Here is a 19,676-nt window from a genome sequence, read left to right on the forward strand (position 1 = left end):
TCAACCTCTGTTTTCCCATTGTTCCAGTTCCTGTCCGAGCCTTTCGGCCCAGGTCTGGACAACGCTCATGATGATGTTTTTTATTTTGGTTCTGGAGTGAATTTTGTAGATGAATACGTAGCCTCCGCCGTCCAGGTTCTGCTGAGATCTCTGAAGAATCTCTTTTTCGTACAGCTTTTTCACGGAACGCTGGACAGTGGAGATGTCAAGTTTAAGGGCTTTTGAAAGAGTGTCAGTGTCAAACCAGTGTTCGGTATCGTTTAAGAAATGCTTCAATACCTTCAGGTCAGCCCTGGTAAGGCTCAGGGCGCATTTGATTACGTCTTCTACTTTGAATTCCTTGCATGCAAAGTCTATCATACCATGGCCTCCAATCTCTCGCAGTACTGTATTATATCGGCAGTCTTATATAAACACTGACAAGTACTGAATTCTGCTTCTGTAAAACCGCAGTACTTAACTTCTTCAATTATGGTTCTGGTTGCAAAGGGGGCTGAGAAAAGCTTCAGTTTCAAAAAGGAATTATGTTAAATTGATTAACCTGAAATTAAGTCACTTAAGGTTGAGTCATCTCATGATCCCATTTCATGATCTTAACCCGTAATCTAAAATTTGAGCAATTTTCAGTTAATTTGGAGCCGATTATTTTCAGATAAATCAAATCTATTTGAATATGCAAAATTTTACTTCGAGGGGTGTAAGTCTTCTATGGAAAACTTCGCGTTCTATTTTGTCCAGACGCCGTCTCTTTTGTGACATTTCATCTCTTGTTAACAGTGATTTTTCTACTTTTGTCTGAATAACTGCCCACGATCTGTCCGGCATAGATAAGTTTTTATATCCCCTCTCTAATCTGCAAATTGCGGTTAAATGAGCGGTGCATTCTCTCAGGTTTCTCCTCCACAAGGAAACCTTACTTTAGAGTCACATTTTCGGCTCATTTTAATCCACAATACTCCACAAAACTCCACAAAAGAAAGTCCGGCAGGTTTATCCTTTTTCCTGTCGGCTTCCACACTTTTTTCAAAAAAATGTAAGTAAAAGTTAGTAAGTCTGTTTTCTCAAATAAGGTAGATAGATACCGGGAGTTTTACATCCCGAGAGCCGTCTGGGTAATCGTATCTTCTATTTCACCTCTAAGTTCCTCAGGGATGCCTTTTATACCTACGTCCAGGAAACCACGAACTATCATGCCCACGGCCTCGTCTTCGGTAAGCCCCCGGGACATAAGGTATTCCACCTGGTCCTGGGCGATCTTTCCTACAGCTGCTTCGTGGGTCAGTTCTATATCATCCACGTTTGCTTCCAGGATGGGGATTGCCCTCTGGCTTCCTTTACTGCTCAGGACTAGCCCCCTGCATTCCAGGTGCCCTTTTGCGCCGACGGCGTTGCCTATCATTTCCCCTCTTGCAATCACTTTCCCGCCTGTGGTGATTGTCCTCGAGATTAGTTCGGCCCTTGTGCCCGGGGCATTGAAGACTGCCCTGCTCCCCAGGTCAAGTTCCGAGCCCGGGTGGGCGATTGCGATGGTGTTAAGCCTCGTTACGGCTCCTTTCCCTTCAAGCCTGACAGTTGGGAAAGACTGGATCGAACGCACAGGTTTGAGGCAGATATAGTTGCTGACAAAGGTGCCTCCTTCTTCCACGTGGACAACAGTCCTGGGGCGGACCCCTATGTTCTCGGCCCAGTTGTGAATCATGGTGAAGTTCAGGGTGGCACCTTTTTTTACGTACATTTCGGAAATTCCCAGGTGCAGCCCTTCCTCAACTCCTTTCTGCGTTGTGCAGCCGGTGATAATGTCGAGCCGGGCTTCTTCTTCCACGACCACTATGTTGTGCACGGTCTGAGAGACTTTTTTGCTCCCCAGCAGGAGACAGGTCTGGATCGGAAATACGGTTTTTTTGCCTGCAGGCGCCCTGATGAAGTACCCGTCCGCATCTTCCAGGTAGCTTTTTGCCGTGTATTTGTCCGCGTCCACGGCCACGAGGTTCCAGGCGTAGTCCTTGAGCCATTCGTGCTTCTGCAGAGCTGCCTGGGTGGACATGAGCTCTATGTTCTTATCCTTCAGGGAGGTATGGGAAATTGCATTGTCCTTCATCAGCAGGGTGCCTGCACGGCCTTCCTCGCTTGGGAGCACTCCTACCTTAAGAAGGGTCCTCTGGCTTTCCTCATCCAGTTCCTTCATGTTTTCGATGGGCTCGGAAATCTTTGAAGCCTCCTCGAATTTCTCAAGCTCGAAATCTTCCCCGAAAGCCGCTTTTTTCCCAATCGCACTTTCGGCTTTCTTTTTCAGGTTTATCTCATCAGCTTGCATTTGACACACTCCTCATACCCTTTTTTCTTGATTTCTTCTAGCATTTCCAGGGGGTTGCCCGAACACATGATCGTCCCGTTGCAGAGGATGTAGCCCCTGTCCGCCTGCACGTAGTCCAGGATCTGGCCGGTGTGGGTGATAATCAGGGCGGATTTTCCTTTCTTGCAGCGTTCTCCGGGACATTCGATCCCCTGGTTCAGCAGTTCCCTGATCTTCGTTCCTACATGTCCTATGCTCACAAGGTCAACTCCGGACTCGGGCTCGTCCAGAAGGTAGAGGCCCGGGTTCTGGGCTGCAAGCTGCAGGAGCTCGGAACGTTTTATTTCTCCCCCCGAAAAGCCGACGTTCACGTCTCTGTCCATGAAGCGCTGCATGTCAAGGTTTTCGGCAAGGACTTCCGGGTCCTTTTCTCCTTTCGCTACCGTATACACAAGATCCCGGAGCTTTATCCCCGACATGTTGGGCGGGCGCTGCGTCATGATCCCGAGTCCCTTCCGGGCCCTTTCGTCTACTGGAAGGTGGGTTATGTCTTCCCCTTTATACAGGATACTGCCCTCCACGACTTTGTATTCGCTAAAGCCCATTATAGCCCGCATCAGGGCGGATTTTCCTGCTCCGTTCGGCCCGAAGAGCACGTTAGTATACCCCTTCCCCACTTCAAGGTTTACGTCATGGAGAAGTGTTTTTCCGTTGACCTCTACTCTCAGGTTTTCTATTTTAAGCATCGGCAATTCTCCCTCATTTTCATCCGGCACGGTTTCCAATTTCTTCCGCATCCCGGGATAATAATTTTTCAAAACACGTCATTCAAAACGCATCATTAAACCACACAATCGCGTGTCATTCAAAGCGCATCATTCAATGGAAATTTAACTCTGCAGGCAAGATCATAAGAAATCCCAACATAAAAATTACTTTGTCCGACTCTCCTATCTCCCCGCAAGAATCCTGTATCATTTTAAGAGGGCATCGTATTTCTATTATACGTTTTCTGCATCTCCCGTTTTCCCCTGTATCCCCTCTGCAAAATCAAGGGATTGATTTGTTGAGAAAAATGTATTAGATACTCAAAAGTAAGAGGTTAAAGAAGGTTTGTAAAATTTAGAACAGGGAATTATAAGGAGCAGGGGAATTATTGAGGATATAATGTATAGAATTTGGAGCAGGGGAAGTACTGAAGGAACAGGAGGAGTTTTGGTGTCCGGGATCGAAGAACTATTCACTCCAATTCAAGGCGCAGTCCGGCTCCGATTTCCACATATTCTGCCTGGAACAGCTTTTTTATTTCTTCTTTATGGGTTGTGCAGTGCCCGGCTGCAACAAGTTCCAGCCCTTCAAGCCTTTCGAACTCCTTGCTGTCGTGCAGGCCTCCGATGATCCCTTTTACCTTTCCGAAGCTAAGGGCGGAGTCCATGATAGCTGAAAGGCCGGGGTGGGCACAACCTGTCAGCACATAAAGTCCCTTGCCGGAATCGAGGATAAGGGACTGTTCTTTGATTTTATCCCCCAGTTCTCCGGTACTCCTGACTCCGGGAATTATCTCCTGGCTTTCACTAATTTCTATAAGGCTGGCCCTTTTTGCGATTTCAGCCTTGATGTTTTTTGAAAAGGATGTGGGGGCATAGACCGTAAGCCCGGGACTTGCCCGGAGGACTTCGGGCACCCCGCCGATGTGGTCCCAGTGCTGGTGGGATAGGACAAGTTTACGGATGTTTGTGGGGTCGATTTCCAATTTTTTAAGGTTTTCAAGAAGGAGCCCGCCGTCCCATCCGGTGTCAAAAAGGAGCGTTTCTTCTTCTGTTTCAAGAAGGGCTGCAAAGCCCCAGCTTCCGGTGAATCCGGTTTTTGCCTCGTTGTCGTATACTATGGTCAGCCTGAGCATCTCTCTCCCCTTCTTCTTTCCTTCTTTTGCCTCAGAGTTCGGACATGCTGCTGTATTCCAGCACTGTTGAGATGGGGTCGGTGACGATTTCTATCCCGGTTTCTTCCAGGGCGCAGATCCCGTTGATCCCGCCTACCACCGCAATTCCAAACTTTCCTATCTCGACGGGAGCCCCGTATAGAAACTCGTCGACGTCTCCCGGAGGAAGGCAGCCTTTTAATCCGGCTTTTTCTGCCTTTTCAATGATTTCCTTTACCCTGTCATATGCCGAAGAATTTACCTGGCGCATGTTGGCAAGGATTTTCCCATTCCCGTGTTCAAGGACTTCGAGTACCGAGGTCGGTTTCCTTGTCATGAAGACCTTTATCGGGTCGATGGATGTCCCACTGTAGGATATAAGGTCCAGAAAGCGGTCAGGTGCGTTGTTTTCGATCTGCATGACTCCTCCGTAAGCAGGTTCCACAGGTATTCCCGCTTTTAGCATGAGCCCGTCGAAGGTGACACTGCAGACGGTAGCAATCCCTATTTTCCCTGGGGGAAGGGAAATTTCCGTATCTGTCTCCTCTTCAAAGATCTTGACCCTCGAGCTTATCGTGTACCCGGAATTTGCCGTGTAAGAAAGCACGTCAATGACGGTTTCGAAATCGTCCTTGTCAAAATACGAAACGTTTACTACCACATCCCCTTTGTTAGTCTCGGGGTTGTACGTGGTCCTGAACGCCATCTCCTCAATTCGGGATATCACAAAACCGAAACGGTCCCCTATAAGGGCGTCGTGCATCTCGCTTTCCCCGAGTTCAGTAAGTGTGCGCCCGGCATACCCGTGCTTGCGTGTAAAACCCCTCTCATCCAGGATCCTAAGGTGGTAGCGGACTGCCCGCTCCCCTATGTCATAGCCCCTGTTGTTCAGTTCGTCGGCTATGGCCCGGGCACCTATGGGCTTGTCACTTTCGTGAATTACCCTCATTATCTCTATGAGTTTTCGCTCTATTTGCGGATCCATCATGTTAAACACCGTTGTACCCTGTATGTAAAATCATGATCTTCGCGGGTTTCCGCGAGAAAAACTGTGAAATATATGGAAATGTTCTTGAAAAGGCAAATGCAAACATGTTGTTGATTTTGATTCAACGCTGGTCTTAAATATTCAATTATAGTAAATCTTTTAGTACTTAAATAAGTTTGTCTCCTGTGCCGCCGGAGACAGATTTTTTCCTAACCGGCGCGAAACAATTTTACTGGTTTGTAAGGGTTTTTTTCAGGAGTTCCCCTTTCCTGCGGAAATGAACACCTGACTAATTTTTACATTTCTCTGAGGGATAAGAACTTATACAATTTTTATCTCCCCTCTGGCAGGGGAATAAACTTCTCCTGTTTCCTGAAGCTTTTTGAGGGTTTCTTCTAATTTTTCCGGGGTCAGGCCTTTTTCAAGGATATTTTCCCGGAGTTTTCCTATTTCCATCTCCCCTCCGGCTGTTTCAAGGGTTTCGAGAATTACTTTTCGCGGATCTTTTTTCCCGGTCAGGGGGTTTGAAGGCCTTCCGGAAGGTTTCCCGGAGGATTTTCTTTTGGTTCCCGTCCCGAAATCCGAATTTCCGCTTTCCTGAAAAAGGTCCCCTGTAAATAGTTTTTCTCCTTCCCTCGAGATTTCTGCCTGCAGGCGGGTCCTGGCAGCAACGGCTTTTTCAAGCTCGTCGGAAGAATAAAAGACCCGGAGCTTCCTGGCCCGCAGGCGGGCTCCGCAGTGTTGGCAGCTTACGGTTTTTTTCCCGGTCTCAATGATCTGGGCATGTTCCCTGCACCTGGGACAGACTACAACAGAGTACTGAAGTTCTTCCGGGCTTATGCCGAATTCCAGGCTTTCTCACCTCCCATACCTTCTCTGCCGCTTCTGGTAATCCCTTATAACCCTCTGAAGGTCTATTTTTCGGACCTCCTTCCAGTTGACGTCCGTGAAATAGAGTTCCGAGTACACGGACTGCCAGACCAGGAAATCCGAGAGTTTCTGGCCTCCCGAACGGATCATTATGTCAGGTTCTTGTTTGACAAGCAGGCGGGATTCCAGGTGTTTTTCATCAATTTCTTCGGGCCTGACGCTGCCCTGTTTCACGTCCTTCAGGACTTCCAGTACTGCTCTGGTTATTTCTTCTCTCCCTCCTAAGCCGAGAGAGACGTATACAAAGAAGTTTTTTCCTTCACGCCGGGTTGTGACTTCTCCTTCATGTCCGTATATTTCATATCCTGTTCCCTGTGGGAGCATCGAAAAGCTTTCTTCCAGCCTGGACGCGATTCCGGATATTAACTCCGTTTTTAATGCCAGGTCATCCTTGAGGATGTCCACGTAGATGCTCACAAGGTCTACCTTGAATTTCCTGAATTCGAGGAGGGCTAACTGGAGTTTCTCCATACTTTTCAAGTCCAGAAGGTCGGTTTCCTTAAGAATTACTGCTACATGTTTCGGGGCCTTTGAGGGGTATTTGGATATCTGCCAGGTCAGGTAGCTCTCGTAGATAGGATAGCCGAATGAAAGCAGGTTCATCTGGAAAAGCTCCTCCCTTGGATAATGCAAGAAGTTTCAGGGTTCTGTTTAAGTTTCAGTTTTTATTCCGGGCTTTTACTTTGCGGTGGATACGATCTTGATTACATCCCCGTTTTTAAGCTCGTGCTTTTCCCCTAACCTGAGTCTGGTCCTCGCGTCTACGGCGTAGAGGAAACGGTCTCCTATGTCGGTGTGGATCTGGTAGGCAAGGTCGTGGCAGGTCGAACCCTTTTTCATTAGGTAGGCGTCGGGAAGCATGTTATCGTTCTTGTCGGTCCATTTCCCTTCGTCTTCTACGGGATAGACCACTATCAGGTCAAGCAGCTCGAAAACTGCCCTGTTGATGCATTCCTGAACCCCGCTTCCGCCCAGGTGCTCAAGCACTTTTTTGATAGCTTCAAGCCCTTTTTTCTGAGCTGTCGTAAGCTCCTGGGCAACTATCTCGAAGCTTCCGTTTCCGGGGGTGTATTTGATTGCCCCGCTTTTGGCGGCGGATTTAAGGGCAAGTTCCGCGGCAGCACTCGTGGGCACGACAATCCTGTCGAGTTCTTCCAGCTTATCCAGGTTATCCCTTGGAGCTACGTCTGCCTTATTTGCGGCAATTAGCAGAGGTTTGCTTATTTCCCGCATGGTATCACAGAGCCTTACCATGTCCTCTTCGCTCCATTTCACGTGATCCACCCGGGCAAGCCCTGTTTCAATCAGCGCGGCATTCACATGTGACTCATTGATCCCGGCTCCTGCCAGTTGCTCGGCGATCACGAGTTCTATCTTGAGCCCTTCGGCCTGGATCTTTCTGGAAAGCTTGAACCAGCTCCGTTCCAGAATCCCGTAGAGCCACATGGTGATCTCCCGGTTCAGGAACGTAACATCTTCGAGGGGGTCGTGCTCTCCGATTTCCACGGGGTTGCCTTCGGAGTCCGTTCCTCCCGAGGCATCAACAACGTGGATGATTGCCTGGGCTTGCCTGAGTTCGTCCAGGAAGGTATTTCCAAGCCCTCTCCCTTTGCAGGCGTCAGGCACAAGCCCTGCCACGTCAATAATGTCAATCGGGACGAGCCTGACCCCATCCACGCATTTCCCGCAGGGTTTTTCCTTCTCCCCGCAGGGGCATTCTGCCCGGACATAGGTGATGCCGTGGTTTGCATTGATGGTTGTGAATGGATAATTTGCAATTTCAACATCTGCAAGGGTAGCCGCTTTGAAAAAAGTGGATTTCCCGGCATTGGGTTTTCCTGCAAGTCCTATAGTCATCGACATAAATTATAAAAACGAGCTAGTTGCATTTAATCTTTATTGGTAGAGATGTCAGGGAAACAGGTTTTTTCCGATAACCACTCTGAAATCCCTGGAAAGGTCAGGAGTCCATTCCCGGCGTTCCGGCGATAAACTTTATATCGTTGAATGTTCTTATGGAGGAGTGCTCGCTGTATACTATGTGTCCCGATAGGGTAGCGGATATCCTTGAGGCCTGCGGAGCCTTAGACCTGAGTTCAAGTCTCAGTCGGGACGTTAACTTCTTTTTTGTTTTTGATCTTGTTTGATTTTCTGCTTTTTGTTTGATTTTCTGCTTTTTGCTTGATTTTTCTGATTTTTTATTTTTTATTCCGCAACCAGGGATTCTCTTTTCTTTTTGTTCAAGTGGATTTTGTGTTAAAGTTCCCAGTTACAAATCGGTGGTAATCTGGCCCTTTCAACCGTCATACCTCATGTTCTGGATCGAAAAAAAGGATAATTGAATATAAGGAGTGAGGACATATAGAATCCATAAAAACTTGAATCTATACGAATCAATAAATTCAGGGAATACAAAATCTTTCAAAAACAAGCTTAGCAAAATCTTTCAAAAACAAGCTTAGCAAAATCTTTCAAAAACAAGCTTAGCAAAAGCTCTCAAAAAGCAAGTATAGCAAAAGTCCATGGAATTCAGGGGATACTTATGAATACAAAAATTTTGGTTTTGTTTTTGGTACTTGCGTCTCTCTTTATCTCCGGCTGTGCGGAGGAGGATGCAGGGCCGGTTGAGACTGATGAAGCCGGGGTTTCGGAATCCGGTGTTGAGGAGCAGGATGAAAGCTTGCCTGTCGGGCCTACCGAAGATCATATTGTCCGTCTTGAGTATTATGAGGTGATGAAACCTTCGGAACTGGATATCTCGAGGGGAGATTCCGTTTCCTGGTGGAGTTACAAGAGGCAGGGCACTTATGTGCTGGTCAGTGAAGATAGCCTGTTCCCGAGTACGGAACTTAAGTACAGCGTTCCTTTCAGTTATACTTTTGATGAAGCCGGAATTTACAGCTTTACCGTGGAAGATGTCCCGGCTATGAACATGACAGTCACGGTGAACTGAACCTCTTTTTAGAGGTTCTTTATTTTTATCGGCGCCTGATTCAAACCTTGGTTATAGGCCTTGCCACGTTCTTGTAGTGGTCGAAAAGGTCTCTGCCCCATTTGAGTGCACTGTCGTCAAAACTCACCAGGTTGTGGTTATAGTAGATGCCGCTGTTACAAAAGAGGGAGATTGCCATGAACTTTTCAGTAACGATGCTTGAGGCAATTTTCATGTTATTGTTGTTGCAGACGTAGAGTTTTGTATATTTCAGGTTCAGAAAGTGTTCGAGTTCCCGCCTGTAGTCGTTAAGCATCCTGTCATAGACGTATTCCGTAAACACCAGGGAAATTTCCGTCCCCTTGGCGGCAAGTTCTATGCAAAGAGACGGGTAGATTGGCAGGAAAAACGAGGAAGATATCATCACTTTCCCTGATTCTGCCAGGTGGTTCACAACTTCTTTCGGGTATTCGAAAACGTGGTTTCGATCAGGGTTTACCTCCATGTAGTCCCCGAGTTTTCCAATTTCGTCCAGAAACTCCGGTGGGATAGAGTTCATGTCCTGGTTTACCCAGTACTCATGGTTTTTATCAAAAACATTGAACGTTTCGAGGATGGTTTTCATTTTGGGGACAAGGATTTCTCCTATACTGGACAGTTTGTAGAGCCTGTTATTTTCAACTATAAGGTCATGCTTCATCAGAATTTTTATCTGGGTCATTATCGGACTCGAGCGGACATTGAGCGTGCTCTTTATTTCTTCAATGTTCTTGGGCCCGTCAAGTAGCAATAGAAGGAGGCTTTTTCTTTTTTCCGAAAGAAAGAGTACGTCCAGTAATGATGACTCCATTAAGATTCCCTCTCTCTTATAAATCACCTTATTTATATTTAAGGCTGTTTATATATCTGTGCTTGCGAGTTCTGCAGTCCCTGCCTGCCATTTCCGGTATTTTTGCTTCCGGTGGGATAGAAGCTTTGGGGTTCTCTCGTGACTTCTGCTTCCTGTGGGACGGAAGCTTTGGGGTCCTCTCGTGACTTCTGCTGAGGTAGAAGCTTCAGAGGGGGGTTTGGGACTGAAGACATGCTTGAAGTTTTAATTTACGTCAATACTTACTACTATAAATTATATAATTATTTTTCATTACTTTTTTATTTATGTTCTCTGGAAAGGCCATTTTATGTAACGTTTCTGATATTTTTTCCGAATGCTGGCAGTAGAGTATCAATTGTGAAGGCACTATTTGATTTTAATGCCATTATGGGGGTTAATATAATCTTTTCTGGCTCTATGTTCGGTCTTTTTATTTAGTAAGTCAATTGAGTCCTACTTTATATCTTGTTAACCTGCTTGGACAGGGTCTTGAAATAGTCATACAATTCCTGGCCCCAGCGCAGGGCTCTGGGCTTACCGCTCATTACGAACTGCTGGTCGAATTTCCCGTTTTTATCAAAGAGCCCGAGTAGCATGATTTTATCGGTAATTGTTATTTCGGTTGGTTTTGTCCCTTCCCTGGAAACGTATAGGCTCACATTTTCCATTTCCATAACTTCTTTTATCATGTCGTAATGTTCGCTTGAGAGGTGGTCCCAGACCGACTGAGTAAAGTTAAGGGAAAGTTCGACTTCTTTTCTTCCGAGTTCCACGTACAGGGGCAGGTAAGAAGGGTTGAAATAAGATGCAAAGGTTGCCACACGCTTTGAGTTTCCCATATTGTCAATGATTTCCTGGGCCGGCTCGTAAATATGGTTCAGGTCCGGCTCTATCAGGATGCAGCCCTCTAGTTCGGAGATCCTTTCCAGGAGGTTACGGGGAATTGCGTTCAGGTCATGTCCTGTCCAGTACGTGCTGTTCTGTTCCACAACGTCAAGGGCGCTGATCAGCGGCTTGACTTTCTTGACAATGAACTCCCCCAGCAAGGTAAGGCTGTACATCTTATCTTCCTGGACAATCAGGTCACTATCTATCAGTTTCTTGATCTGGGGGAGGATTGACGTGGCTGTGACATCCAGTTCGTTCTTGATGTCGTCAATATTTTTTGACCCGTTTTCCAGTAACAAGAGAAGGTTTTTTCTTTTATCGGAGCGGAAAACCAAATCAACAAGTGAAGATTCCATATCTCCTTACTTCCTGTGCTGTAATTTCTAATATCTACATCCGATTTTTCGGCTTTTTGGTGATACCAGACCGGCCTTTTTGCGCAGCAGGCCGATTCTTCGCCTTCCTTTCAAATTCCAGTGTTTTCCCTGAGCCTGTCAGGTGAATTTTTCGAGTATGGTGTTCCGTTCTTCATAATCTGCAGCTTACATGTTTTCCGAATATCCCGGTGCACAGATTCCTACAAAGGTCATTTTTGTCTCCATAGGCGTGTGTCTCCATTCAGGAGGAGTTAGATACTCTATGTTGGTATCTATCTTTATCGAACCTTCAGGGAGGCCGAAACTTTTCATCGAATTCTGGATCAGTTCCTCTCCCTTTTTCTGGGCATATTCCACCGCTACTCGATATTGTTTGAATTTTTTCCTTCCCGCAGGGGAAAATACCAGGAAATTCTGATCCGGATTCTCCATGGCTTCGGGTCTGATCATGATTTCCACTCTTTTGATTCCTTTTCCAACAAGAGCGCCCACTGCGTTGCCTACCTGGGCATATTCGGGGACTATGATATCCGCATCAATAAGCTGCTTAAGTTCCCCGTAGTAGGTCTTTACGGGGCCTCCGAGCAAGACTACGGGAATGCTCACCTTGTACCGGGCTGGAATATCCCCTTCAAGCATCTTTTTTATCCCGTCTCTCCCTCTCCCTCCCATGATAAAGGACATCAGGCTGTAAGCCATGTTCCTGGCGATCTGCTGCTTTATTTTCTTGCAGAAACTGTAAGGGTCCATGTGTGTAAAGCGGGCGAGTTTCTTTGCTCCTATCTGGGCGGCTTCTACGTCCCATTCCGTATAGTCCCCGAGAACGTGGAGGGCATCGGTAGGAGTAAAGCCTATGGGCTGGATCACTCTCTGGTTGATCAGGGAATCAAGGACACAGGGGGAAGGGATCCTTTTCATTTTGTTCAGGATCTCATTAATTGAGAGGGGTTCGTCACCCATAACTTCAAGCAACTTTCCCTCACTTTCCGTGGGGTTGATGGGTATCTGCCCGGTCCGTACAAAAAACTTGGTGGGCTGGATGTGTTCATTGAGCATGGTCCTCAGGGGAACCGGGTTTTTTTCCAGTTTCTCCCTGAAATTCGGGTAATGTTCCGCAGCCACGCAGAGGGGGATTACTCTCTTTGGCCCTATCCTCGTATATTTCATGAACCATACGTGGCTGTCTCCTCCGTTCGCGGAGGTCTCCATCTTTATGGCCTTCACTCTGGTCTGCCAGTCTCCTACGACTGCTCCTTTTTCACAGAGTTCAGGGAGCCCATTCTTTATAATAGATACATCGGTACTGGTCCCACCCACATCTATCACGGCGCAGGTGTCCAGTCCGGAGAGATGGGATGCCCCGATAATGCTTGCGGCGGGGCCTGAAAATATGGTCTCTATTGGGTGCTGTTTCGCTCCTTTGATGTCTATGACCGAGCCGTCGCATTTCAGCATGAGTACTTTTGCGTCAAGTTTCCTTCCCTTTACTTCGGCAATTATGGAATGGATGAACTGGTAGGTGATAGGTATCAACTGGGCATTCAGGACCGCGGTTGCTGCCCTTTCGTAAGCTCCCAGTTCCTGGGAGAGCTCATGTCCGCAGACCACGGGGTGTCCTGTTAGTTTAAGGATTACTTCTTTTATCTTGAGTTCATGGTCCGGGTTGCGGGTGCTGAAATAGGAAGAAACGGCAAACGCTGATACTTTCTTTTTCAGGCCCAGGGCAAAGTGTTCCACTTCATTGATTTCAAGGGGGTGGAGTTCTTCTCCGTTGCTATTATGCCCCCCTTTCACTGCAATGCAGTGTTCGGCGGGAAGTTCTTTCGGGATTGTGTAATCTCCCACAAGGATCAGGCCAACAGGATACCCTGATTTTTCCAGGATCGTATTGGTTGAAAGGGTTGTGGAGACTGACACCAGCTTTACTTTCTTCAGGTATTCCGGATTCAACTTGTCGATAGCATTTCGAATCCCTATCATCAGGTCCGGATAGGTGGTAAGCGCTTTGCCGGAATCAAGGATCTTACTGTCGGAGTCCCTTAAGATCACTGCATCGGTGTAGGTTCCACCTGCGTCAATACCCAGACTATATTGCATGTTAAAACAGCCCCATTTTTACATTTCTTTCTCAGGCGATCCAAGTTGTTCTTTGGCTGGATTTATGGAATTCTTATTCAAATGATATATATTTATCCTTTTATTTTAACTTCTTATTTAACTTCTTATTTAGCTTCTTATTTTTATTTTTTTATTTTTTTATTTTTTTATTTTTAACTTATTTTTTAACTTCTTATTTTAACTTCTTATTTTAACTTTTTATTTTGCCATCTTATTTGGCTTTTTGTTTACATCTTATCCCTTTTTTTCAACCTGCTATGGAATTTTTCGGAATCCCTACACCTACGTAAACAAGCTTCGTTTCCATGGGGGGGCCGGTCCATCCTTTGGGCGCAAGGTTTTTTTTGCTGACTTCTATCCTTACATCTTCTTTTCCAAGTCCCGCATTTTGCATATAATCCATAACAAGCTGCTTTCCGATTTTTTCGGCATATTCCTGGGCTTCGGGATGTCTTTCGAATTTTTTCCTGCCCAGGGGGGAAAAGACGATGTACACGTTTTTCTTTTCCTGGTTCAGTGTGTCCCTTATAATCTCACTTTCGGCGCCTCCCTCTGAACTGCCAGCTGCCAGCTCTTCTGATTTTGGGACAACTTTTGTTTTTATGAGAATCTCAACCCTCTTGATACCCTTCCCTACGAGGGCTCCTACGGCATTTCCGACGTCGGCATGTTCCGGAACCCTGAAATCGGCATCAATGAGCTTTTTCATGTATTCGGCGTAAGCCCCTACGGGTCCTCCCAGGAGGATGACCGGGATCTCTATCCTGAAGCGGGTAAAGTGGCTGTTCGAAAGCACCCTGTCAATTTCGTTTCTGGGCATTCCTTCCACGAGATAGGCAATAAGGTCCTGGGCAATGTTAAGTGCAACTTTCTGCTTCACTTCCATACTGAACTTTTCAGGGTCCTGCTTCAGCAGTCTTCCGAGCATGGATGCCCCAACCTTTGCAGCTTCGACATCCCAGTCCGTATATTCTCCCAGGACGTGCAGGGCGTCTGTGGGGGTGAAGCCTATTGCCTGGATCAACCTTTTCTGGATAAGGGAGTCCAGGACAAGAACTGACGGTCTCTTTTGCAGTTTCACGATGAGGTCGCCGTAGGATACGGGTTCTTTTTCTATATGCCTGTAGACCTCTCTTTCCCTCTTCGTCAATTCGATGGGTTTGAAATCAGTCCTTATGAAAAATTTGGTTGCCTGGACGTTTTCGCCCAGATGGCTCTTGGAAACCCTGTTCTTTTTCAGTTTTTCCAGGAAATCCGGGTACATTGCGGATGCCCTGCAGAGGGGGATAACCCGACGGGGGCCCACGCGGACCCTCTCGTGCTTTACCCAGACGTGGCTGTCTCCTCCGGTCGCCGAGGTTTCCATACGGATGGCTTTCACGCGGGTCTGCCACCCCCCGACGACGGCTCCCGCACTGCTGAGTTCCGGGAGCCCGTCTTGCATCATTGCAACATCCGTACTCGTGCCTCCAACGTCGATTACTGCGCATGTGGCAAGCCCGCTGAGGTGGGATGCCCCGACCAGGCTTGCGGCGGGTCCGGAAAAGATTGTCTCGATTGGCTTTTCCAGGGCTTCTTCGATTCCCACTACCGAGCCGTCACATTTCAGCATCAGCATATTTGCTTCGATTCCCCGGATTTCGCACTCCTCGATGATGGACCTTGTGAATTTGTGGGTGATAGGGATTAGCTGGGCGTTTAGAAAAGCGGTAACTGCCCTTTCATAGGCGCCGAGGTCCTGGGACAGTTCGTGGCCGCAGACAACAGGGTGCCCCGTGAGTTCCTTCACTGCCCTCTTGACAGCGAGCTCGTGTTCCGGGTTGCGGGTGCTGAAATAAGACGAAACAGCAAAAGCCGAGACCTTATCTTTTACCTTCAGGGCAAACTCTTCAACGGCTTCCAGTTCCAGGGTTTTCAATTCTTCCCCATCGCTGTTATGTCCTCCCTCCACGGATATCCAATAGTTGCTGGGAAGGTCTTCGGGAATTACGTAGTCCCCTACCATGATCAGCCCAACGGGAAAGCCGGTTTTTTCCAGGATGGTGTTGGTGGAAAGGGTGGTTGAAACGGATACCAGTTTTATATCCTTGAGATACCCCGGGTCCAGGTTGTCAATTGCGTTCTTCATTCCCGGGAGGGGATCGGGGTAGGTGGTGAGTGCTTTGCTGGAGGCGACTACCATTCCATCAGAATCCCTCACGATGGCCGCATCTGTATAGGTCCCTCCTGCGTCGATTCCCAGACTGAATTGCATTTCTTATAAACCTCTTTTATGAGTTGGATTGTTAATTTTATTTATTGCCCTTTCTCCGGATTGCTAATTTCCGGATTGCTTGTTTGCAGATTATTGGTTTGCAGATTACCGACGTTTTCTCTTCTAACAGGCTGGTTTTCAGGCCGGAAGTCAGCTTACTCTTATGCTTCTTTTTATTTTTCGATTGATTATTAAGCTTTGTTCCGTTCCGGAAACATGTACGTATTTATGGAGCTCAATATGCTGTTTTTCCCCTTATGGCTCCAGTTTTTTCTTAATTCCTTCCTATAATTATCGTGGTTTTTCCCCACGATTATATCGACTCAGTTCCAAAATCCAGTGATTGATGTAAACTAAAAAATCACTGGATTTTGAAATTTGTTGTGGTCCTTTGAACACGGCCTCTTGATTGAAGTCTTTAGATTCCGAATATTGAGTTTGATTGAAGAACGAATTCTTCCTGCAAATTCATTGTTCCAATCAAAAAATGCAAAAATCACTAGATTTTGGACCAGAGTCATTATATCTATTTTATTATTTTAATCAATGAATATAATTATTATTAATTTTTGGATATTAAGTTTTTCCCTATACTCTTTTCGGGGAATCTGCTTGTTTTTCTGAAGGGGCAGTTCCTTCTCTGGTCAGGTTCCGCTTTTATCAGGGTATAGGTTTCTTCCCCATAAGCGGCTTTTAGTCGCTCTTCCACCCTGCTTGAGATTCCGGCTGCTTCCCTGATGTTCAGGGAGTCTTTAACGTTGATGGAAACATTAATTGCAATGTTTTTCCCGATTCTCCGGGTCTTGAGTCCGCGGCAGGATATGACTCCTTCCGTTTCGTTTATTAATTTCCTAATGTTCAGGTTGCTTTCCTCGTCAAGGGACGCTTCTATCAACTCATCGGCAGTTCCGTAAAGGACCCTGGCCGAAGCTTTTAGCACGAAGAGACTCAGGAAGACTGCTGCAAGGGAATCGGCGGCTGCCCATCCCCTCCCCGGAAGAAAAGTGCATCCAATGCCGAGGAGTACGCATCCTGAGAAGAATATCTCCTCGCGTAGGGATAGGTACTTTGCAGGCCTGCTGCCGCCGGGATAAAGCTTCACGTTTTCCTTTTCATCGTAATGCAGAAGGATACCCTTTGATAAGGGGGAAAGTGCAACTGCAAAAAAGGCAGAGATTCCGGGAGTTACAGGGTCCTGGCCCTTTATGAGTATAATAAGTTCTCCCGTGCCCTGGAAGAAGACATGAAGCCCTGCTAAGAGCAGCATAACTGCCCAGGCTCCCATACAGAGGGTCGCAACTTTCCCGTGCCCGTAGTTGTGGGACATATCTTCGGGCTTGAGGGAGATGCGGTGGTCCAGGAGTTTCATAGACTCTGCTGTGAAATCCTAAAAAGAGCGGACTGCATCCGCAAGGAGTGCCGTACTGTTCCCGTAAAATCCTGCGACCAGTTTGAAAACAGTCAGCATCAGGTTCAGGAACAGGCTTTTGCCGGGCATGTCCCTTGCTCTTTTTAATATGTTTTCCGCCTTCATTTTGGAATGCACCAGTCCGTTGAATTAAGTCCTCCTCTGAGAAGCGGAGCTTTCTTGAGCGGTTAGGCAGCAGGGAGTGGTTATTGTAAAAATTTAGGGTTAGGGTGAATTTCTGGCAAGTAAACCATCTGCATAAAGAATGCACGGTTTTTGTCAGGAGAAAATAATCGAAACGAATAACAGGTATTTTCAGGTTCAGGGAGTCTGAATTGTAGTTCTTTTTAGGTTCAGAAAGTTGCAAATAAATTGAAAACACAGATCCTGAGACCTGTGTTCTTTTTTGCGGTTGGATTGATAGGGTCTTAATGCCGTTTTTTCTTTGAGGTTTTTTCGGGTTTCGACGTGTCTGCCCAACGTGTCTGATATTTCCCGGTCTGAAGTTATTTTCCGTTTTTTGCGGTTGGATTGATAGGGTTTTAATGCCGTTTTTTCTTTGAGGTTTTTTTGGGTTTCGACGTGTCTGCACAACGTGTCTGATGTTTCCCGGTCTGAAGCTATTTTCCGTTTTTAACCGGGGTATGCTGTTGTATGCTGTTTATTTTCAGATTGGAGCAACTGTCTTTCCGTAGATTTCATTCAGTACCATGGCAAGAGCAGTGTACAGGGCTCCGAGGCCCATAATAAGTCCAACAATTCCGGCAACTGCGAGCAGCCCGGTGCTACCGGTTGCGTTAACGACCGCCAGCAACATAAACAATGTAAACAATGTAACAAAGACAAACTGGATCGCCCTGACTCCGATCTTCATCGTAGCAATCAGCATGACAAAGGTGTAGACACCCCAGATAAAGAGGTATGCAGCCATTGCGGTTGCAGAGGGTGTTTCAACCCAGCCCAGTGCAGGCATGACTATAAGTCCTGCAAGGGAGAACCAGAACAGTCCGAAGGCTGAAAATGCAGTGCCTCCAAAGACATCGCCCTTTTTCCAGGCCATCATCCCTGCAAATACCTGTGCAAAACCTCCTAAGAATATCGCCATGGAGACGATCATGGATCCTACCGGGTAAACCCCGATGTAGCTCAAACTTAACAGGACAGCAGACAGGCCAAGGCCCGTAAAACCGAGAGGGGCAGGGTTTGCTGTCTTGTCTATAATTAAAGTTGCAACTCCTTCGTTTTCGGTCATCAATATCCCCCTGAAGCCATTTTTCCAAAATAAAAAAAAAGAAGTTTAGGGCTTAGAGCCCGTAGTTTTCCGGAAGGAAAACTGCAACTTCTTCCTTGTATTTTGTCAGGCAGTCGCTCATGAACTTGTCGCTGTCATCAGTGAGCGCATCAAGGTCTTCCTTGACCTTTGCAAGGGCGTTGATCTCGAACCTTGTGAGTTTGAGCTTGCCGGATGCGACACCTTCGTTGATAATGTTGCAGCATTCGACGGCTGCGTTCTTGGTACGGAGGTAGTTGTCTTTTCCGTCCTTGGCAATTGCCTCTCCTACTCTGTAGGCATTGTCGTAGGCAAGCACATATCCCTGTGGGTCTCTGTACTTATCAGAGAGGGTGAACAGGTCCCTGAGGCCCTTTGCCTTTCCGGTCTTAAGGGCTGTGTTCATGAGGGAACAGTCATATGCAAGGGACTCTCCCCAGCACTGGACACTTGTACCGCCGAATTCACCGTGGTATTCCACGGATTCGTTGGACCAGAGGTCACAGCACTGCATGACCAGGTTACCCATAACATCAGAGTGGGCACAGGTTGAGCTCTTACCTTCCTGGGCAATCGGGACACCGGAGATGGACTTGATGATGGTGTTTTCATATCCACAGTCCTTACCCGGACCGGTTGCACCGGCTTCGTATGCACAGAGAGACCTTCCGGCTGCAATTGTCCTTGCAACGATTGCGATGGTGTGGGCAAGGTTCTTGTCCAGAAGACCACCGGCGATGAACATTGCAGTGTTTGCCTGGGCACAGTCGGTGTCACCGGCTGCAACTACGCCGTTCTTCTTGGCGATGTCCGCAACGCCGGTCCAGACAGTTTCCATGTCCATAGAACCAAGTACACCGATACCGAAGAGGATACCTGCAGTGTCGTTCCTCAGGATAGAGTAGTCGAAGACTTCCTTACCACCCATACTCTCAACGGAAAGCATGTCTGCACCGTTCTGGGCAATCTGCTCGAAGGATTCCATGAGGGTGTCGTATTTGTCTCCGGTGAGTTTCAGGTAGTCACGTTCTTCACGGATGTCACCAGGGGTGTGACGGAGTGCGCACTTGATTCCGTATTCATCGTGGTACTCTTCCATGATGGTCTTCTGTGCGTGGGCAACAGCGCCTCCCCATTCGGGGTTGTTGGTCATCTGTTCCACGTGTTCGGTTTCAAGCACTACGGAAGGTGCACCGATCTGGACCATCCTTGCCATTGAGTCAGTGGTGATCCTCTCATATTCCTTGACAAGCTTTTCCTTGGACTTGCCTGCCTGAGGTCTGGGGGCGTAGTTAATTTCAGGGGTTGTGTAACCTGCACCGATCTCAAGGCCGAGGCCTGCCTTTACGGGGAATTTTGCGTTCCCGAAAAGCATGTCGTCCGCGCTAGCATAAGCCATTGAAGTGTATTTCTTTACCATTCTTGC

The 19,676-nt window shown here is 47.2% G+C and carries 15 protein-coding genes, 1 tRNA gene and 2 pseudogenes; 2 read left to right on the plus strand and 16 right to left on the minus strand.

Features of this window, described 5'->3' with window-relative positions:
• The 9 genes and pseudogenes from MSMTP_RS01340 to MSMTP_RS01375 form a co-directional block, all read right to left on the minus strand.
• The gene (locus MSMTP_RS01340; protein WP_048177294.1) at positions 1 to 360 is read right to left on the minus strand and encodes a TrmB family transcriptional regulator; all 360 of its coding nucleotides are present in this window, start codon (positions 358 to 360) and stop codon (positions 1 to 3) included.
• Between the two features lie 730 nt (positions 361 to 1,090).
• Positions 1,091 to 2,314, minus strand: a complete 1,224-nt coding sequence (locus MSMTP_RS01345; RefSeq protein WP_048177295.1) for a SufD family Fe-S cluster assembly protein — start codon at positions 2,312 to 2,314, stop codon at positions 1,091 to 1,093.
• Positions 2,296 to 3,039: an ABC transporter ATP-binding protein gene (locus MSMTP_RS01350; RefSeq protein ID WP_048182430.1), complete on the minus strand. Its 744-nt coding sequence runs from the start codon at positions 3,037 to 3,039 to the stop codon at positions 2,296 to 2,298. The genes MSMTP_RS01345 and MSMTP_RS01350 overlap by 19 nt, the downstream gene beginning before the upstream one ends.
• A 494-nt stretch (positions 3,040 to 3,533) precedes the next feature.
• Positions 3,534 to 4,196 (minus strand): MBL fold metallo-hydrolase, encoded by a 663-nt coding sequence (locus MSMTP_RS01355; RefSeq protein ID WP_048177296.1) that lies wholly within the window; start codon positions 4,194 to 4,196, stop codon positions 3,534 to 3,536.
• 31 nt (positions 4,197 to 4,227) lie between these two features.
• Positions 4,228 to 5,202 carry a DUF128 domain-containing protein gene (locus tag MSMTP_RS01360; protein WP_048177297.1) on the minus strand — a complete coding sequence of 325 codons (975 nt, stop codon included), beginning with the start codon at positions 5,200 to 5,202 and terminating at the stop codon, positions 4,228 to 4,230.
• A gap of 321 nt (positions 5,203 to 5,523) precedes the next feature.
• Positions 5,524 to 5,658, minus strand: coding sequence for a hypothetical protein (locus MSMTP_RS20125; RefSeq protein ID WP_255351005.1), 135 nt, complete (start codon positions 5,656 to 5,658; stop codon positions 5,524 to 5,526).
• 201 nt (positions 5,659 to 5,859) lie between these two features.
• Positions 5,860 to 6,054, minus strand: a pseudogene (locus tag MSMTP_RS20420) (DUF5817 domain-containing protein); the annotation flags it as partial.
• A 6-nt stretch (positions 6,055 to 6,060) separates the two neighbouring features.
• Positions 6,061 to 6,735, minus strand: a complete 675-nt coding sequence (locus MSMTP_RS01370; protein ID WP_048177301.1) for an undecaprenyl diphosphate synthase family protein — start codon at positions 6,733 to 6,735, stop codon at positions 6,061 to 6,063.
• Between the two features lie 75 nt (positions 6,736 to 6,810).
• Entirely contained in the window at positions 6,811 to 7,995 is a 1,185-nt protein-coding gene (locus MSMTP_RS01375) for a redox-regulated ATPase YchF (protein ID WP_048177303.1), read from the minus strand.
• 180 nt (positions 7,996 to 8,175) lie between these two features.
• Here MSMTP_RS01375 and MSMTP_RS01380 point away from each other — a divergent pair.
• Together MSMTP_RS01380 and MSMTP_RS01385 are read left to right on the plus strand one after the other, a co-directional pair.
• Positions 8,176 to 8,247, plus strand: a tRNA-Arg gene (locus tag MSMTP_RS01380).
• Positions 8,248 to 8,674: 427 nt separating this feature from the next.
• On the plus strand, positions 8,675 to 9,085 hold the full coding sequence (locus MSMTP_RS01385; RefSeq protein ID WP_048177305.1) for a cell surface lipoprotein: 411 nt from the start codon (positions 8,675 to 8,677) through the stop codon (positions 9,083 to 9,085).
• 40 nt (positions 9,086 to 9,125) lie between these two features.
• Here the strand turns inward: MSMTP_RS01385 and MSMTP_RS01390 are convergent, their stop codons facing one another.
• From MSMTP_RS01390 to mtaB, 7 genes and pseudogenes are all read right to left on the minus strand, one after another.
• Positions 9,126 to 9,914: a winged helix-turn-helix domain-containing protein gene (locus tag MSMTP_RS01390; RefSeq protein ID WP_048177307.1), complete on the minus strand. Its 789-nt coding sequence runs from the start codon at positions 9,912 to 9,914 to the stop codon at positions 9,126 to 9,128.
• A gap of 479 nt (positions 9,915 to 10,393) precedes the next feature.
• Positions 10,394 to 11,179 (minus strand): winged helix-turn-helix domain-containing protein, encoded by a 786-nt coding sequence (locus MSMTP_RS01395; protein WP_048177309.1) that lies wholly within the window; start codon positions 11,177 to 11,179, stop codon positions 10,394 to 10,396.
• A gap of 186 nt (positions 11,180 to 11,365) precedes the next feature.
• Complete coding sequence (locus MSMTP_RS01400; RefSeq protein WP_048177311.1) at positions 11,366 to 13,297, minus strand: hydantoinase/oxoprolinase N-terminal domain-containing protein; 1,932 nt, start codon at positions 13,295 to 13,297, stop codon at positions 11,366 to 11,368.
• 268 nt (positions 13,298 to 13,565) lie between these two features.
• The gene (locus tag MSMTP_RS01405) at positions 13,566 to 15,572 is read right to left on the minus strand and encodes a hydantoinase/oxoprolinase N-terminal domain-containing protein (protein ID WP_048177312.1); all 2,007 of its coding nucleotides are present in this window, start codon (positions 15,570 to 15,572) and stop codon (positions 13,566 to 13,568) included.
• A 562-nt stretch (positions 15,573 to 16,134) separates the two neighbouring features.
• Positions 16,135 to 17,106 (minus strand): annotated as a pseudogene (locus MSMTP_RS01410) (cation diffusion facilitator family transporter).
• A 541-nt stretch (positions 17,107 to 17,647) separates the two neighbouring features.
• Positions 17,648 to 18,232, minus strand: coding sequence for an acetate uptake transporter (locus tag MSMTP_RS01415; protein ID WP_048177314.1), 585 nt, complete (start codon positions 18,230 to 18,232; stop codon positions 17,648 to 17,650).
• 52 nt (positions 18,233 to 18,284) lie between these two features.
• A complete protein-coding gene (gene mtaB, locus MSMTP_RS01420; protein ID WP_048177315.1) occupies positions 18,285 to 19,670 on the minus strand; it encodes a methanol--corrinoid protein co-methyltransferase MtaB in 1,386 nt (461 codons plus the stop codon).
• Positions 19,671 to 19,676 lie beyond the last annotated feature (6 nt).

This window comes from Methanosarcina sp. MTP4 (genome assembly GCF_000970045.1).
Lineage (GTDB): Archaea > Halobacteriota > Methanosarcinia > Methanosarcinales > Methanosarcinaceae > MTP4.

Excerpts from the sequence above, each read along its gene's own strand:
- MSMTP_RS01340 (WP_048177294.1), bottom strand. The coding sequence starts at position 360 with ATGATAGACTTTGCATGCAAGGAATTCAAAGTAGAAGACGTAATCAAA.
- MSMTP_RS01345 (WP_048177295.1), bottom strand. The coding sequence starts at position 2,314 with ATGCAAGCTGATGAGATAAACCTGAAAAAGAAAGCCGAAAGTGCGATT.
- MSMTP_RS01350 (WP_048182430.1), bottom strand. The coding sequence starts at position 3,039 with ATGCTTAAAATAGAAAACCTGAGAGTAGAGGTCAACGGAAAAACACTT.
- MSMTP_RS01355 (WP_048177296.1), bottom strand. The coding sequence starts at position 4,196 with ATGCTCAGGCTGACCATAGTATACGACAACGAGGCAAAAACCGGATTC.
- MSMTP_RS01360 (WP_048177297.1), bottom strand. The coding sequence starts at position 5,202 with ATGATGGATCCGCAAATAGAGCGAAAACTCATAGAGATAATGAGGGTA.
- MSMTP_RS20125 (WP_255351005.1), bottom strand. The coding sequence starts at position 5,658 with ATGGAAATAGGAAAACTCCGGGAAAATATCCTTGAAAAAGGCCTGACC.
- MSMTP_RS01370 (WP_048177301.1), bottom strand. The coding sequence starts at position 6,735 with ATGAACCTGCTTTCATTCGGCTATCCTATCTACGAGAGCTACCTGACC.
- MSMTP_RS01375 (WP_048177303.1), bottom strand. The coding sequence starts at position 7,995 with ATGTCGATGACTATAGGACTTGCAGGAAAACCCAATGCCGGGAAATCC.
- MSMTP_RS01385 (WP_048177305.1), top strand. The coding sequence starts at position 8,675 with ATGAATACAAAAATTTTGGTTTTGTTTTTGGTACTTGCGTCTCTCTTT.
- MSMTP_RS01390 (WP_048177307.1), bottom strand. The coding sequence starts at position 9,914 with ATGGAGTCATCATTACTGGACGTACTCTTTCTTTCGGAAAAAAGAAAA.
- MSMTP_RS01395 (WP_048177309.1), bottom strand. The coding sequence starts at position 11,179 with ATGGAATCTTCACTTGTTGATTTGGTTTTCCGCTCCGATAAAAGAAAA.
- MSMTP_RS01400 (WP_048177311.1), bottom strand. The coding sequence starts at position 13,297 with ATGCAATATAGTCTGGGTATTGACGCAGGTGGAACCTACACCGATGCA.
- MSMTP_RS01405 (WP_048177312.1), bottom strand. The coding sequence starts at position 15,572 with ATGCAATTCAGTCTGGGAATCGACGCAGGAGGGACCTATACAGATGCG.
- MSMTP_RS01415 (WP_048177314.1), bottom strand. The coding sequence starts at position 18,232 with ATGACCGAAAACGAAGGAGTTGCAACTTTAATTATAGACAAGACAGCA.
- mtaB (WP_048177315.1), bottom strand. The coding sequence starts at position 19,670 with ATGGTAAAGAAATACACTTCAATGGCTTATGCTAGCGCGGACGACATG.